The following is a 12,753-nucleotide window of genomic DNA, read 5'->3' on the forward strand; positions in this document are numbered from 1 at the left end:
CGGAGCAGCGCCGCCCCGGCCGCCGCCTCAGAACTTCTGGTACTGGAACTCGATTTCCAGCGGCTTGCCCAGGTTGGCCGAGGTGTCGGCCTGGATCATCATGACCGCCAGCAGGCCCAGGTAGAGCAGGCACAGCCACAGGGTTTTCTTCATCGCGCGGCGTCCGGGACGGGGAGGGGTGGATTGGGGGCGTTCATGGGCGGAACACCTCGGCGATGCGCTGATTCACCCGCAGCCAGCCCAGTTCGCCCAGGTGCTGCACGTCGCGCAGGGTGCCGATCTCGTAGGGCGCGTCGTACATGTCCATGCAGGCCATGGCGTAGCGCGCGCACAGCGCCTCGACCTGGCGTTGCACGGGGGTGAAGCGGTCCAGATCCCTGAAGACCATCGGGTGCAGCGGCTGCATCACGAACAGCGCGTTGACGCCGTGGTTGCGCAGCAGCCGCATCAGCGCTTCCAGCTCGCGCAGTTCGTCCTTGCCGGTCAGCGGTTGCGGCTGGAAGGCGGTCTTGCCGCCGGCCGCGACCGTCTGCAGGTACTTGTCGAAGAAATCGTCGCGCACCGCGTAGCGGTTGCGCGTCATCTGCGCCTGTTCGGCTTCCTGGGCCTCGCGCGCCAGGGCGTCCCAGTCCACCACCCGGGCCGCCGCCGTCGGACCGGCGGCTTCCTGCTCGGGCGCGGGGGCGGCGTGCGCGGGCGTCCACAGTCCGATCAGCCGCTGGCGGAAGACGTAGGCCTGCTCGGCCGCCATCGACCACGCCACCCGGGCGTCGCCCTTGTCGCGCAGCCAGCGCGCCACCTGTTCGCGGCCCTCGGGCTGGCGCAGCAGGCGCGGCAGCAGGGGATTGGCATGCTCGCGGAATTCATCCGGGCCCAGCCCGCCGTCGCCGTCGAACCACCCCGGCGACACCATGATGACGACGCGCGAGGCGGACGACAGGTCGTCGGCCAGCGCCGCCAGCACCAGCTGCATGCCCAGCGACTGGAAGCCCGAATGGCCGTAGGCCATGACCGGCATGCGCAGCTCGTCGGCCAGGAAGCGGTAGGGTACGAAGCGCAGGTCGGTGCTGGTCAGCTCGGACGAGCCCAGCACCACCAGCCGGTCGCCGGTGCGCAGCGCCTGGCTCAGCCGCGACAGGTTGCGGGTCTGGTCTTCGAGGGTGTTGCCGAGGTTGTGGATATAGACGCCCGTCGCCGCTTCGGCGCAGGGCCCGGTGCGCAGGGCCAGCCAGTGCCAGGCGCCCCAGCCCGCGGCCAGCGCGACGGACAAGGCCAGCGCCGCCGCCAGCGCATGCTGCCCAAGGGTGCGTGTGAACATGAGGAACCAGGAAGGCGCGGCGCGCGGATCGGGGTGAAAGAGAAGATTGTGAGCGGATGTTATCCAGCCCCCATGACCGAGACAAGCGCGCAAACCCGCGGGTGCCCGCGGATTCCCCTTTTTGCCACAGGGGGACCGGCGCCCCCGGCCGGCTGCCCGGCGGAGAATGCGATAGCATCCTTGTCTGGCGGGGTCCTGGATTTCCAGGATTGACCGCGCCCCGGCCCGCCGGCGGCGTCCGTGCCCCGCGCCTTCCGCCCACTCCACGCCCGAGCGCCCATGACCGCCCCTACCCGTATCGCCCGCCGCCATCCCGACGAACTGATCATCGGCCTGGTGTCGATTTCCGACCGCGCGTCGGCCGGCGCCTACCAGGACGAGGGCCTGCCGTCCCTGCGCGCCTGGCTGGGCGGCGCGCTGGCCTCGCCGTGGCAGGCGGTGGACCGGCTGATCCCCGACGAAACCGCCCGCATCTCCGAGACGCTGATCGAGCTGGTCGACACCTGTGGCTGCGACCTGGTCCTGACCACCGGCGGCACCGGCCCGGCGCGCCGCGACGTCACGCCCGAGGCCACGCTGGCGGTCGGCACCAAGGAAATGCCGGGCTTCGGCGAGCAGATGCGCCAGATCAGCCTGCGCTTCGTGCCCACCGCTATCCTGTCGCGGCAGGTCGCCGTGATCCGCGAACGGCCCGCGCACGCTGCCCTGATCGTGAACCTGCCGGGCCAGCCCAAGGCGATCCGCGAGACCCTCGAAGGCCTGAAGGCCGATGACGGATCGACGCTGGTGCCGGGCATCTTCGCCGCCATTCCCTATTGCATCGACCTGATTGGCGGGCCCTATGCCGAGACCCGTCCCGAGGTCATCGCCGCGTTCCGCCCCAAATCGGCGCGCCGCCCGCAACCGTCGCCGGACGCTGCGGTATAGTTGGCCGCCTCTTCCCATTCATTGCCAGAGAGTCCTGATATGAAGGTCCGTACCGCCTTGTCCCTTACCGCCGTCGTGCTCGCCGTGTCGGCCTGCGCCAACGTCAAAGACGTCCGCGACCGCGATCCGGTGTTCTACGGCTCGACCCAGCGCACGGCCGACGAATACACCAACTGTGTCGCCGCCGCCTGGAAGGACCAGGGCGTGCGCTTCGAGCGCAAGGCAGTGCGCAACGGCTTCGAGCTGATCCAGTCGGACAGCCTGGGCGTCGAGGCGGTGCTGACCACCACCACCTGGAAGGGCAAGACCGAGGCCCGCCTGTCGACCCGCATCGCGCGTCGCGACCAGACCCTGATCGAACCGGCCAACCTGTGCCTGCAGCAGTGATGCCGCAACGCCGAGACATGCTGCGGCTGGGCCTGGCCGCGGCCGCGGTGTGCCTGGCCCTGCCGGTGCGCGCCAGGCAGGCGCCCGCCGCAGAGCAGGGCGGTTTCATCAGCCGCAAGCTCAATGCGCCGGTGCCTGGCGGCGTCGCCGTGCTGGCGCTGGGCGACGCGGCGACGGCGCCCGAGGTCACTTATCGCGATCGCCGCGTGCTGGTGGTGCGCGAAGACGGCAAGCAGTGGATCGCCGTCGTGGGCATCCCGCTGGCGGTCAAGCCGGGCCCGCAGGAAATCTCGGTGCGCGACGGCGCCGGCGCGCGCCAGCTGCCGTTCACCGTGCGCGCCAAGGAATACGTGGCGCAGCACATCACGCTGAAGAATCCGCGCCAGGTCAATCCCGATCCCGACGACATGAAGCGCATCGAGCGCGAGATGGTCGAGCAGAGCGCCGCCAACCGCGCCTACCGCGCCGGCGTCACGCCCAGCAACCTGCTGCTTGACCGCCCGGTCAGCGGCGGCCGCCTGTCCAGTCCGTTCGGGTTGCGCCGCTTCTTCAACGGCGAAGAGCGCAATCCGCATTCCGGCCTGGATTTCGCCGTGCCGGCGGGCACGCCGATCAAGGCGCCGGCCGCGGGCGTGGTGTCGCTGGTGGGGGATTATTTCTTCAACGGCAAGACCGTCTTCCTGGACCATGGCCAGGGCTTCGTGAGCATGTTCTGCCACATGTCGGCGATCGACGTGAAGGTGGGGGATGTGGTGCCGCGCGGCGGCGTGGTCGGCAAGGTCGGCGCGACCGGCCGGGCGACGGGCCCGCACCTGCACTGGAACGTCAGCCTGAACGATGCGCGGGTCGATCCCGCGATCTTCATCGGCGCCTTCAAGCCCTGACGCAGCGAGGCCCGCAGGCGCGGCAAGGCCGCGCCGGGCGTCGGCGCCGCTGTGAAACTCGATGGCTGGGGAAAAGGCCGGGCCGCCTTCAGGCGGTGGCCGCTTGCGGCGCGGGCGCGTCCTGCGGCTGCTGCAGGGAGATGCGATGCAGGACGTACTGGTGCATGCGCTCGGCGTACATCATCTGGTCCAGCATGCCGTGCAGCTGCACTTCCTGCTCGTCCAGGCAGTTGTCGTACTTGGTCTTGGCCTCGGCGTAGGTGAGGCCGGTATTGCGCAGGCTGTTGATGAACGCTTCACGCGATTGGTGCAGCAGGCGCAGGCCTTCTTCCCCCTTGGCGAATCGTCTTCGCGTCAGGGAGAGCTGGTCGGCCGCTTCTTTCAATTCCTGTGTCAGATCCATCTTGCTGCTTCATGCGTGTTCCGCCGGGCCTGGCGCCGGGGGAGCGCCATTCTTTCACGAACCGGGGTCTTGCGCATTACTACGGCAGGGCGCGGGCGAGTTTAAGGCCCGGGGGCGCCCGCCGCGGCGGCGGCAGGCCGGCGCGGCGCCGGCCCCGCGGTTCAGCGGCGGTGTTGCTGGGGACGGCTGGTCGGGGCGGGGCCGCGCTCGTCCTTGTGACGGAAGTTGATGCGGCCCTTGGTCAGGTCGTACGGCGACATTTCCAGCGTGACGCGGTCACCGGCCAGGATGCGGATGCGGTGCTTGCGGATGCGGCCGGAGGCGTAGGCGCCGACTTCGATGCCGTTGTCCAGGGTGACGCGGTAGCGGCTATCGGGCAGCACTTCGTCGACGATGCCGTCCAGTTCGATGAGTTCTTCTTTAGCCATTCTCTACTCCTTGATCAATACGCGCCGCCATGCCGTCGGCATGGCGCGCCATCCGGGGATGGCGAGCGCGTCGGACTCTGTTAGCCAGGTCCAGCGGTTGAACGTAAAACGTCCGGGCAAGCGCGGGTATGGGCCACGGCATCCCAAGTGGATGTCTGAAATGACGGATACTCGCGCCGCGAGGGCAGTGTGCGCGTGATGCGCAGCTTGGTCGCGGGTCGGCGCTTGTGGCGCGTTGCCGGAAGAAGCGGGTTGGAGTGTCTGCTGCGATACCGGGCGACGCGGGTTGCGCCACGGGGCGAGGGCAGGTTTCACCCAAGAAAACCGGTTGCAGCGTCGCGGGAATGCCGGGCGAAAGTCCGTCCTGACCCGCCACTGCGGGTAGGTACTCAGACTGCCACCGTGGGTTGGCACTCAATGTTGTGAACGAAGCCCGGTTTTTGCGGAAAAATCACGGACTTATGTTACTGCAAAGCGCAATGATTAGCCAGTTTTTATCCGCCCTGACGGCGTGATAGTTGCTATTGAACGACTGTGCGGCGGCGGATCCGGCCGCGGGAATAACGGGGAAGGAACGGTGGTCCCGCCCCGACAGGCGCGGGGCGGGAATGGCGTCCCTTATTGCGCCGGAATGCGCGCCTGGTAGTCCGTTTCCCAGCGCAGCAGCGCCGACCAGAACGGGCCCGGCTCGCGGCCCGCCAGGCGCGCGGACAGCACGCCCAGGTGCGTGTGCCAGCCGCCGGCCACGTCGATCATGTCGGCGCGCGAGGCCAGCTTGCGGTGGGTCAGCACCAGGCGGGTGCCATCGCCTTGCGGCGACAGCTCGAACGTCACTTCCGATGGCTGGCCCTGCGAGCCGCCCCAGGTGAACGCCAGCAGCCGCGGCGGCTCGCACCGGGTGATGACGCCGTGCGTGGTGACGCCGTTTTCATAGGGCTTGTAGGGCTCGGGCGTGGGCTCGGCCACGGAAGACAGGTCGGCGTGCACGAAGCGCAGCGTGACGCCGCCGCCTTCGCGCAGCTCCATGTCGCCGCTCGCCAGCCACAGTCCGCGCTTGTCGGATTCGGTCAGGAAGGCCCAGACCCGTTCCACGCTGGCGGGCAGGATACGGGTAAAGCAAAGGGACGCGGGGCTGGTGACGACACCGTAATCACTCATGTTGGCTCTCCGGGGGAGGCGGTCGGGGGCGCATGGGCGGCCAGCGCGGCTTCGAGCGCGTCCAGCCGACCCGACCAGAAATGTTCATAGAAGCGCAGCCATTGCATGGCTTCGGCCATCGGGGCCGGATTCAGGCTGCATACGTGGCTGCGGCCGTTGACGGTCCGCCGCAGCAGGCCGGCCCGTTCCAGCGCCTGCACGTGCTTGGAGGCGCCGGCGAAACTCATGCGCAGGGGCGCGGCCAGTTCACCGATGGTCCGGTCTCCGCCGGCCAGGCGCTGCAGCATGTCGCGGCGCGTGGGATCGGCCAGCGCGCGAAAGACGGCATCGAGGGACGGAGGAGGCAATGATTCAACCATGAGGTTGAATATAGCCGCCCTTCCGATCAAAGTTCAACTACATGGTTGAATTTTTATGTAACGGCGTGGGGCAGGGCCGTTTCCGCGTCCTCGTAGGCCTCGGGATACTGCGGCAGGGCGTCGGTGATGTCGAACCAGGGCGCCTTGCTGGCGACGTGGCAGTGCGCGCCCGGCTTGACGCCAGGGTCGTCGTCCAGCGCGCCCAGCGGCAGGCCGTAGATGTCGGGCGTCTGGTCGAAGCGGCTGAGCAGCGGCGTGCCGCAGGCTTCGCAGAAGCCGCGGTAGTTGCCCGGCGACGAGCAATACCAGGTGACGTGGTTTTCCCCCTTGGTCCAGGCGAAATCCTTGGCCTGGACGGTGGCTCGGCTGCGGAACGCGGCGCCGTGCGACTTGCGGCACATGGCGCAATGGCAGTTGAGGGCGTCGGTGAGCGGACCGGTGATCTGGTAGGCAACGCGGCCGCAGAGGCAGGAACCGTTGAGCATGATGACCGCCTGTCGGAAGGGGGATGCTTCGAATATACCCGTCGCCCGCGACGATGGCGCGACCTTATATGACGGATGTCTTTCAGTCGGTTGCCATGACCCCTATTTTCAGCCAAATGATTCGATCGTCGGGTCATCGCGCTGTCATGCCGCGAAAACAGAATGCGCGAATGAACCAATCCAAGGGGTTTCAACGATGACATACGCCATCGAAGTACAGGGGCTGAGCAAGTCCTTCCACCCCGGCGCGCTGGCGCTGGACAACGTCGATCTGCGCGTGGCGGACGGCGAGATGGTGGCGCTGCTGGGCGCCTCGGGCTCGGGCAAGTCGACGCTGCTGCGGCATCTGGCGGGCTTCGTGGTCGGCGACGCGGGGCAGGGCAGCGTCACGGTCAACGGCCAGTTGATCCAGCGCCATGGCCGCCTGTCGCGCCAGGTGCGCGGCGCGCGCGCCAGCATCGGTTTCGTGTTCCAGCAATTCAACCTGGTGGGCCGCCTGCCGGTGATCACCAATGTGCTGACCGGCCTGTTGCCGCGGGTGCCGCTGTGGCGCAGCCTGACGCGCGTATTCCTGCGCGATGAAGTGCGCCAGGGCCTCGACGCGCTTGCCCAAGTTGGTATAGACGACTATGCATTTCAGCGCGCCTCGACGCTGTCCGGCGGCCAGCAGCAGCGCGCCGCCATCGCCCGCACGCTGGTGCAGAACGCCCGCGTGATCCTGGCCGATGAACCGATCGCCTCGCTCGATCCCGAGTCCTCGCGCCGCGTGATGGACACGCTGGCGCACATCAACCGCAGCCGCAAGGTGGCCGTGGTGGTCTCGCTGCACCAGGTCGACGTGGCCCTGCGCTACTGCCCGCGGGTGGTGGCGCTGCGCCACGGCAAGGTGGTCTACGACGGCCCCTCGGCCGACCTGACGCCGGCCATGCTGCGCGACCTGTACGGCTCGGAACTGAGCGAGCTGCTTCCCGAATATGCGCCGCAAGCTCAGCCCCTGCCGGGCCTGGCGCCGCTTTCCCAACAGGCCTACGCGGCCTGACCTTACCCGTTCCCTACCCGGAGCTTTCCATGCTACGCAGAACCTTTGTTGCCCTGATCGCCGCTGCCGCCTTGTCCACGCAAGTCCATGCGCAAGACGCCAAGACGCTGAACTTCGGCATCATCTCGACGGAATCGTCGACCAACCTGAAGTCGGTCTGGCAGCCCGTCATCGACGACCTGAGCCGCGCCATCGGCGTGCCGGTCAAGCCGTTCTTCGCTTCCGACTACGCCGGCATCATCGAAGGCATGCGCTTCAACAAGGTGCAGATGGCCTGGTACGGCAACAAGGCCGCCATCGAAGCGGTCGACCGCGCCAGCGGCGAAGTGTTCGCCTCGGTGATCGACAAGGACGGCAACCCGGGCTACTGGTCGCTGCTGATCGTCAACAAGGACAGCGACATCAAGACCCTGGACGATCTGCTCAAGCGCCGCGGCCAGCTGACCTACGGCGCCGGCGACCCCAACTCGACCTCGGGCACCGCCGTGCCGGGCTACTACCTGTGGGGCGCCAACAAGATCGAGCCGAAGACCTTCTTCAAGGCCGTGCGCGTCAGCAACCACGAAACCAATCTGCTGTCGGTCATCAACAAGCAGGTCGACGTGGCCGTCAACAACACCGAGGCGCTGGAGCGCTATCGCCTGAACACCGGCAAGGACGCCAACGACAGCGTGCGCATCCTGTGGAAGTCGCCGCTGATCCCGGCCGATCCGCTGGTCATGCGCACCGACCTGCCGGCCGACATGAAGGCCAAGATCCGCGACTTCTTCGTCAACTACGGCAAGGGCAAGGACGCCGCGCGCGAAATGGCCAACCTGAAGGCGCTGACCTACCAGGGGTTCCGCGCCTCGGACAACCAGCAGCTGGTGCCGATCCGCCAGATCGAACTGGCGCGCGAGAAGGCCAAGATCGAAGCCGACGCCACCATCGGCCAGGCCGAGAAGCAGAAGCAGCTGTCCGACCTGGACGCCAAGCTGGCCAGCCTGGGCCAGCCGACCGCCAAGCAGTAACGATGCCGCGCCGCGCCGGCGCCTGCCCCGCAAGCGCCGGCGCGCGTCCATCCGATTTTTCACCTCCGGAATCCTCATGACCCTGGCCGTGCCTTCTTCCCGTTCCCCCGCCGCCCCGCGCTCGTCGCTGCCGGTCCTGCTCGTATGGGCCTTCGTGCTGGCGCTGCTGGTGATGTCCTGGCGCGGCGCCGACATGCGGCCGCTGGACCTGTTGCGGGACTCGGGCAACATGGCCCAGTTCGCCGCCGACTTCTTCCCGCCCAATTTCCGCGACTGGCGCATGTACCTGGACGAGATGGTGGTGACGGTGCAGATCGCGGTGTGGGGCACGTTCCTGGCGATCGTGGTGGCGGTGCCGCTGGGGCTGCTGTGCTCGTCGAACATGGTGCCGGCCTGGGTCTACCAGCCGATGCGGCGCCTGATGGACGCCTGCCGCGCCATCAATGAAATGGTGTTCGCGATGCTGTTCATCGTGGCGGTGGGCCTGGGGCCCTTCGCCGGCGTGCTGGCGCTGTGGGTGCATACCACCGGCGTGCTGGCCAAGCTGTTCTCCGAGGCGGTCGAGGCCATCGACCCGCGCCCGGTGGAGGGCGTGCGCGCCACCGGCGCCAATGCGCTCGAAGAGATCGTCTATGGCGTGATCCCGCAGGTGCTGCCGCTGTGGATCTCGTATTCGCTGTACCGCTTCGAGTCGAACGTGCGCTCGGCCTCGGTGGTGGGCATCGTCGGCGCCGGCGGCATCGGCACCGTGCTGTGGGAGATCATCCGCAGCTTCCGCTACGCCGAGACCTGCGCGGTGATGATCATCATCGTCGGCTTCGTGGTCGTGATCGACATGGCCTCGGCCCGCATCCGCCGCGCGCTGATCTGAGCCAGGGGGCGCGTCGTGGCGCCCCCCTTTGTTCAACCGGCCGGCGTCAGCGCCAGGAAGGCCGGCAGGGCCAGCAGGCCCGCCAGCCGGGCGGCGGCGAGGTCGGCCGGCGTCAGCGCCGCGCGCGGCATCAGGAAGTTGACGGTGCCCAGGCAGGCGCCGTCGAACACCACCGGCACGTTGATCACCGACCGCAGGCCGAGCGCCTGGATGGCGTCGTGGTCGTCGAAGAACTCGCGGATCGCGTCGACCCCCTCGCCGATGAAGACCTTGCGTTCGAGCAGGACGTGGCGGCCCCAGGCGGTGCCCCGCTTGTCCTTGCTGCCGCCGGGGGGATAGGCCGCGGGATTGGAGCTGTACAGCCGCACCACCCGCATCTGTTCGGCGTCGTGGCGGTTGATGGTGCATAGCGTGTGCCCCAGCGTGCCATGGGCATGGGCGTCGAGCGCGGCGAAGGCGGCCGGGGCCGAGGCCTCGGCATAGGCCTGCGCCAGGCGCTCTACGGCGGGAGTGTCGGACGTGAGGCTCATTCGGCGGTGATTCCCAGTTCCTTGATCAGCTTGCCGTACTTGTCGGCGTCGCGCGCCAGCACCTGGCCGAACTGCTCCGGCGTGGTGTCCAGCAGCAGCACGCCCATGTCGCCCATCTTCTTGATGACGTCGGGGCGCTTGAGGATCTTGTTGATTTCCTGGTTCAGGCGCGTCGTCAGCGCCGGCGGCATGCCGGCCGGGCCGAAGGCGCCGTACCAGACCGACAGCTCGTAGCCGGGCAGGGTCTCGGCCACGGTCGGCACGTCGGGCAGCAGCGGCGAGCGCTGCGCTTCGGTGACGGCCAGCAGCTTGAGCTTGCCGGTCTGCACGTGCGGCAGGGTCTGCGTGCCGGCGCTGAACAGCACCTGGGTGCGGCCGGCCACGGTATCGAGCACCGCGGGCGCGCCGCCGCGGTAGGGGATGTGCATCATCTTCACGCCGGCGGCCTTCTCGAACAGCGCGGCGCTCAGATGGTTGGTCGAGCCCTGGCCGGCCGAGGCGTAGGCCACCTTGTCGGGATTGGCCTTGACGTAGTCGATGAATTCCTTGACGTTGCTGGCCGGCACCGAGGGGTGCACCACCATCGTGTTGGTGACCAGCGCCAGTTCGGCGATGGGCGTGAAGTCCTTGACGCCGTCGAATGGCATGCTGCTGTACAACGCCTGGTTCATGGTGTGGGTGCTCATCGAGCCGACCAGCAGCGTGTAGCCGTCGGGCTTGGCGCGCGCGACGAAGGTGCTGCCGATGTTGCCCGAGGCGCCCGAGCGGTTCTCGACGATGACGGGTTGGCCGAGCGATTGCGTCAGTCCTTCGGACAGCACGCGCGCCAGGATGTCGGTGGAGCCGCCGGCGGCCCACGGCACGATCAGCGTGATCGGCTTTTCGGGCCAGGCGGCGTGCGCCAGCGCGGGCGCGGCGCAAGCCAGGGTCAGGGCGCAGGCGCGCAACAGTCGTCGGATGGTCTTCATGGTGTTTACCCCTTGTGATAAGGCCGGTCTCGTCGCCGGCTGGATGGAAAATCGGTTCATCGGCCGACCGCGTAGCCCTGCATGCCGCGCGGGTTGGCGGCGGCGCGCAGCAACAGGCTGCCGCCGGCCGCCGGTTCGCGGGTGCAGGCGCTGATGCGGCCTTCGGACCAGTCGGGGCCGACGCGCACGTCGTGGCCGGCCTCGCGCAGCGCCTGCCGCGTGGCCTCGGGCAGGCGGCCTTCGACGGTCAGGCGGTTCAGCGTCAGCGAACGCGGCCAGAACGAGCCCGGGAAATGGTCGATGTGCCAGGACGGCGCGTCGATCGCCTGCTGCAGGTTCAGGCCCATGGCGTGGCGCAGGAAGAAGGACACGGTCCACTGGTCCTGCTGGTCGCCGCCGGGCGTGCCGAAGGCCATGTAGGGCTGGCCGTCGCGCAGCGCCAGGCCGGGCGACAGCGTGGTGCCGGGCCGCTTGCCGGGTTGCAGCTGGCCGGGCACGCCGTCGTCCAGCCAGGTCATCTGCAGCCGCGTGGTCAGCGGAAAGCCCAGCGCCGGCACCACCGGGCTGGACGACAGCCAGCCGCCGGACGGCGTGGCCGCGACCATGTTGCCGTCGCGGTCGATGACGTCGATCTGGCAGGTGTCGCCGACGAAGATCTCGCGCGCGGCCCATTCGGCCACCGGCGGCAGCGCCGCGAAGGTCGGCTCGCCCACGCCGAAGCGGGTGTCGGACGCGGCCAGGGTGCGGGCGGCGGCCTCCAGGTCGGGCAGGCGCGGCGCGCGGCCCGCGGGGGAGCCGGGTTGCAGCGTCGTGGCGGCGCGCGGGCCGATGGCGGCGGCGCGCGCGCGGGCGTAGTCGTCGCTCAGCAGCGCGGCCAGGGGCACGTCAACGAAATCGGGATCGCCGTACCAGGCGGCGCGGTCGGCGAAGGCCAGCTTGGCGGCCTCGGCGATGCGGTGCACGAATTGCGGCGAGGCCGGGTCCAGCCCGTCCATTTGCAGGTGGCGCAGCAGCGCCAGCTGCTGCAGGTGCACCGGGCCTTGCGACCAGACGCCGCACTTGGCAACCGTGTAGCGGCCGTATTGCAGCGTGACCGGATCGTCGTAGCGGGCGCGCCAGTCGGCCAGGTCGGCCTTGCGCAGCAGGCCGCGATTGCGCTGGCCGGTGGTGTCGCGCACCGCTTCATGGGTGTAGTAGGCGTCGATCTCGTCGGCGACGAAGCCGCGGTACCAGATGGCCAGCGCGGCGTCGATGCGGCCGGCGCGGTCGGTCGCCGCCGCGTGGGCTTCGTCCAGGATGCGGGTGTAGGTGGCGGCGATGGCCGGCGTGCGCAGCAGCGCGCCGGGCGCGGGCACCTTGCCGTCGGGCAGCCAGACGGCGGCCGAGCTGGTCCACTCGTCGCGGAACAGGGCCTGCACCGCCAGGATGGCCTGCGAGATGCGCGGCACCAGCGGAAAACCGTTGCGGGCGTAGTCGATGGCCGGGCGCAGCACGTCGGCCAGTTCCCAGGTGCCGTAGTCGCGCAGCAGGGTCAGCCAGGCGCCGAAGGCGCCGGGCACGGTGGCGGGCAGCAGCCCGATGCCGGGCACCAGGTCCACGCCCAGTCCGCGGAAATAGGCCGGCGTTGCCAGCGCCGGCGCCGGCCCCTGGCCGCACAGTGCGCGCATGCGGCCTTCCCGCTCGCTCCACAGCAGGATCGGCACTTCGCCGCCGGGGCCGTTCAGGTGCGGCTCGACGATCTGCAGCGTGAAGCCGCCGGCCACCGCGGCGTCGAAGGCGTTGCCGCCGCGCTCCAGCACGCCCATGGCGACCTGCGAGGCCAGCCAGTGGGTGGACGAGGCGACGCCGAAGGTGCCGCGGATTTCCGGGCGGGTGGTGAAGTCGGACATGGGCGGTCGGGCGGGGTGGGGATACGGCGCAGTATAGGGTCGTGAAATAACTGATGTGTCCGTTGTTGGCATAATTGAATAACCAATCAGTTATGAG

At 68.9% G+C, this 12,753-nt stretch carries 16 protein-coding genes; 6 read left to right on the top strand and 10 right to left on the bottom strand.

What is annotated here, in order from left to right:
- Positions 1-27: 27 nt before the first annotated feature.
- Both H0523_RS32225 and H0523_RS07960 read right to left on the bottom strand, forming a co-directional pair.
- Positions 28-153, bottom strand: coding sequence for a hypothetical protein (locus tag H0523_RS32225; protein ID WP_006390843.1), 126 nt, complete (start codon positions 151-153; stop codon positions 28-30).
- 40 nt (positions 154-193) lie between these two features.
- Positions 194-1,318 (bottom strand): D-alanyl-lipoteichoic acid biosynthesis protein DltD, encoded by a 1,125-nt coding sequence (locus H0523_RS07960; protein WP_054428523.1) that lies wholly within the window; start codon positions 1,316-1,318, stop codon positions 194-196.
- A 279-nt stretch (positions 1,319-1,597) separates the two neighbouring features.
- Here H0523_RS07960 and mog point away from each other — a divergent pair, with 279 nt between their 5' ends.
- The 3 genes from mog to H0523_RS07975 are packed head-to-tail and all read left to right on the top strand — an operon-like array spanning position 1,598 to position 3,516.
- On the top strand, positions 1,598-2,245 hold the full coding sequence (gene mog, locus H0523_RS07965; protein ID WP_054428522.1) for a molybdopterin adenylyltransferase: 648 nt from the start codon (positions 1,598-1,600) through the stop codon (positions 2,243-2,245).
- A gap of 39 nt (positions 2,246-2,284) precedes the next feature.
- Positions 2,285-2,632 (top strand): hypothetical protein, encoded by a 348-nt coding sequence (locus tag H0523_RS07970; RefSeq protein WP_054428521.1) that lies wholly within the window; start codon positions 2,285-2,287, stop codon positions 2,630-2,632.
- Positions 2,632-3,516, top strand: a complete 885-nt coding sequence (locus H0523_RS07975) for a peptidoglycan DD-metalloendopeptidase family protein (RefSeq protein WP_180180047.1) — start codon at positions 2,632-2,634, stop codon at positions 3,514-3,516. Before H0523_RS07970 ends, H0523_RS07975 begins: the two co-directional genes overlap by 1 nt.
- An 88-nt stretch (positions 3,517-3,604) precedes the next feature.
- On the opposite strand, the gene H0523_RS07980 is transcribed toward H0523_RS07975, so the two are convergent.
- From H0523_RS07980 to H0523_RS08000, 5 genes are all read right to left on the bottom strand, one after another.
- The gene (locus tag H0523_RS07980) at positions 3,605-3,919 is read right to left on the bottom strand and encodes a hypothetical protein (RefSeq protein ID WP_054460441.1); all 315 of its coding nucleotides are present in this window, start codon (positions 3,917-3,919) and stop codon (positions 3,605-3,607) included.
- Positions 3,920-4,080: 161 nt separating this feature from the next.
- Complete coding sequence (gene infA, locus H0523_RS07985; protein WP_054460443.1) at positions 4,081-4,347, bottom strand: translation initiation factor IF-1; 267 nt, start codon at positions 4,345-4,347, stop codon at positions 4,081-4,083.
- 618 nt (positions 4,348-4,965) lie between these two features.
- Positions 4,966-5,505 (bottom strand): SRPBCC family protein, encoded by a 540-nt coding sequence (locus tag H0523_RS07990; protein ID WP_054428519.1) that lies wholly within the window; start codon positions 5,503-5,505, stop codon positions 4,966-4,968.
- Entirely contained in the window at positions 5,502-5,864 is a 363-nt protein-coding gene (locus H0523_RS07995) for an ArsR/SmtB family transcription factor (protein WP_054428518.1), read from the bottom strand. The genes H0523_RS07990 and H0523_RS07995 overlap by 4 nt, the downstream gene beginning before the upstream one ends.
- 53 nt (positions 5,865-5,917) lie before the next feature.
- A complete protein-coding gene (locus H0523_RS08000) occupies positions 5,918-6,349 on the bottom strand; it encodes a GFA family protein (RefSeq protein WP_054428517.1) in 432 nt (143 codons plus the stop codon).
- 196 nt (positions 6,350-6,545) lie between these two features.
- Here H0523_RS08000 and phnC point away from each other — a divergent pair, with 196 nt between their 5' ends.
- The 3 genes from phnC to phnE all read left to right on the top strand — a co-directional run bounded on the left by phnC (position 6,546) and on the right by phnE (position 9,269).
- Positions 6,546-7,388 carry a phosphonate ABC transporter ATP-binding protein gene (gene phnC, locus H0523_RS08005; RefSeq protein WP_054428516.1) on the top strand — a complete coding sequence of 281 codons (843 nt, stop codon included), beginning with the start codon at positions 6,546-6,548 and terminating at the stop codon, positions 7,386-7,388.
- 29 nt (positions 7,389-7,417) lie between these two features.
- Positions 7,418-8,398, top strand: coding sequence for a phosphonate ABC transporter substrate-binding protein (gene phnD, locus H0523_RS08010; protein WP_054428515.1), 981 nt, complete (start codon positions 7,418-7,420; stop codon positions 8,396-8,398).
- Between the two features lie 76 nt (positions 8,399-8,474).
- A complete protein-coding gene (gene phnE / locus H0523_RS08015; RefSeq protein WP_054428514.1) occupies positions 8,475-9,269 on the top strand; it encodes a phosphonate ABC transporter, permease protein PhnE in 795 nt (264 codons plus the stop codon).
- Positions 9,270-9,301: 32 nt separating this feature from the next.
- On the opposite strand, the gene H0523_RS08020 is transcribed toward phnE, so the two are convergent.
- From H0523_RS08020 to H0523_RS08030, 3 genes are read right to left on the bottom strand one after another with little or no spacing between them, the layout of a single operon-like run.
- On the bottom strand, positions 9,302-9,799 hold the full coding sequence (locus H0523_RS08020) for a GAF domain-containing protein (RefSeq protein ID WP_054428513.1): 498 nt from the start codon (positions 9,797-9,799) through the stop codon (positions 9,302-9,304).
- Positions 9,796-10,767 carry a Bug family tripartite tricarboxylate transporter substrate binding protein gene (locus H0523_RS08025; RefSeq protein WP_054428512.1) on the bottom strand — a complete coding sequence of 324 codons (972 nt, stop codon included), beginning with the start codon at positions 10,765-10,767 and terminating at the stop codon, positions 9,796-9,798. The genes H0523_RS08020 and H0523_RS08025 overlap by 4 nt, the downstream gene beginning before the upstream one ends.
- 56 nt (positions 10,768-10,823) lie before the next feature.
- Positions 10,824-12,656, bottom strand: coding sequence for a gamma-glutamyltransferase family protein (locus H0523_RS08030; protein WP_054428511.1), 1,833 nt, complete (start codon positions 12,654-12,656; stop codon positions 10,824-10,826).
- Between the last annotated feature and the right edge of the window lie 97 nt (positions 12,657-12,753).

This window comes from Achromobacter insuavis (assembly GCF_902859645.1).
Lineage (GTDB): Bacteria > Pseudomonadota > Gammaproteobacteria > Burkholderiales > Burkholderiaceae_B > Achromobacter > Achromobacter insuavis.

Excerpts from the sequence above, each read along its gene's own strand:
- H0523_RS32225 (WP_006390843.1), bottom strand. The coding sequence starts at position 153 with ATGAAGAAAACCCTGTGGCTGTGCCTGCTCTACCTGGGCCTGCTGGCG.
- H0523_RS07960 (WP_054428523.1), bottom strand. The coding sequence starts at position 1,318 with ATGTTCACACGCACCCTTGGGCAGCATGCGCTGGCGGCGGCGCTGGCC.
- mog (WP_054428522.1), top strand. The coding sequence starts at position 1,598 with ATGACCGCCCCTACCCGTATCGCCCGCCGCCATCCCGACGAACTGATC.
- H0523_RS07970 (WP_054428521.1), top strand. The coding sequence starts at position 2,285 with ATGAAGGTCCGTACCGCCTTGTCCCTTACCGCCGTCGTGCTCGCCGTG.
- H0523_RS07975 (WP_180180047.1), top strand. The coding sequence starts at position 2,632 with ATGCCGCAACGCCGAGACATGCTGCGGCTGGGCCTGGCCGCGGCCGCG.
- H0523_RS07980 (WP_054460441.1), bottom strand. The coding sequence starts at position 3,919 with ATGGATCTGACACAGGAATTGAAAGAAGCGGCCGACCAGCTCTCCCTG.
- infA (WP_054460443.1), bottom strand. The coding sequence starts at position 4,347 with ATGGCTAAAGAAGAACTCATCGAACTGGACGGCATCGTCGACGAAGTG.
- H0523_RS07990 (WP_054428519.1), bottom strand. The coding sequence starts at position 5,505 with ATGAGTGATTACGGTGTCGTCACCAGCCCCGCGTCCCTTTGCTTTACC.
- H0523_RS07995 (WP_054428518.1), bottom strand. The coding sequence starts at position 5,864 with ATGGTTGAATCATTGCCTCCTCCGTCCCTCGATGCCGTCTTTCGCGCG.
- H0523_RS08000 (WP_054428517.1), bottom strand. The coding sequence starts at position 6,349 with ATGCTCAACGGTTCCTGCCTCTGCGGCCGCGTTGCCTACCAGATCACC.
- phnC (WP_054428516.1), top strand. The coding sequence starts at position 6,546 with ATGACATACGCCATCGAAGTACAGGGGCTGAGCAAGTCCTTCCACCCC.
- phnD (WP_054428515.1), top strand. The coding sequence starts at position 7,418 with ATGCTACGCAGAACCTTTGTTGCCCTGATCGCCGCTGCCGCCTTGTCC.
- phnE (WP_054428514.1), top strand. The coding sequence starts at position 8,475 with ATGACCCTGGCCGTGCCTTCTTCCCGTTCCCCCGCCGCCCCGCGCTCG.
- H0523_RS08020 (WP_054428513.1), bottom strand. The coding sequence starts at position 9,799 with ATGAGCCTCACGTCCGACACTCCCGCCGTAGAGCGCCTGGCGCAGGCC.
- H0523_RS08025 (WP_054428512.1), bottom strand. The coding sequence starts at position 10,767 with ATGAAGACCATCCGACGACTGTTGCGCGCCTGCGCCCTGACCCTGGCT.
- H0523_RS08030 (WP_054428511.1), bottom strand. The coding sequence starts at position 12,656 with ATGTCCGACTTCACCACCCGCCCGGAAATCCGCGGCACCTTCGGCGTC.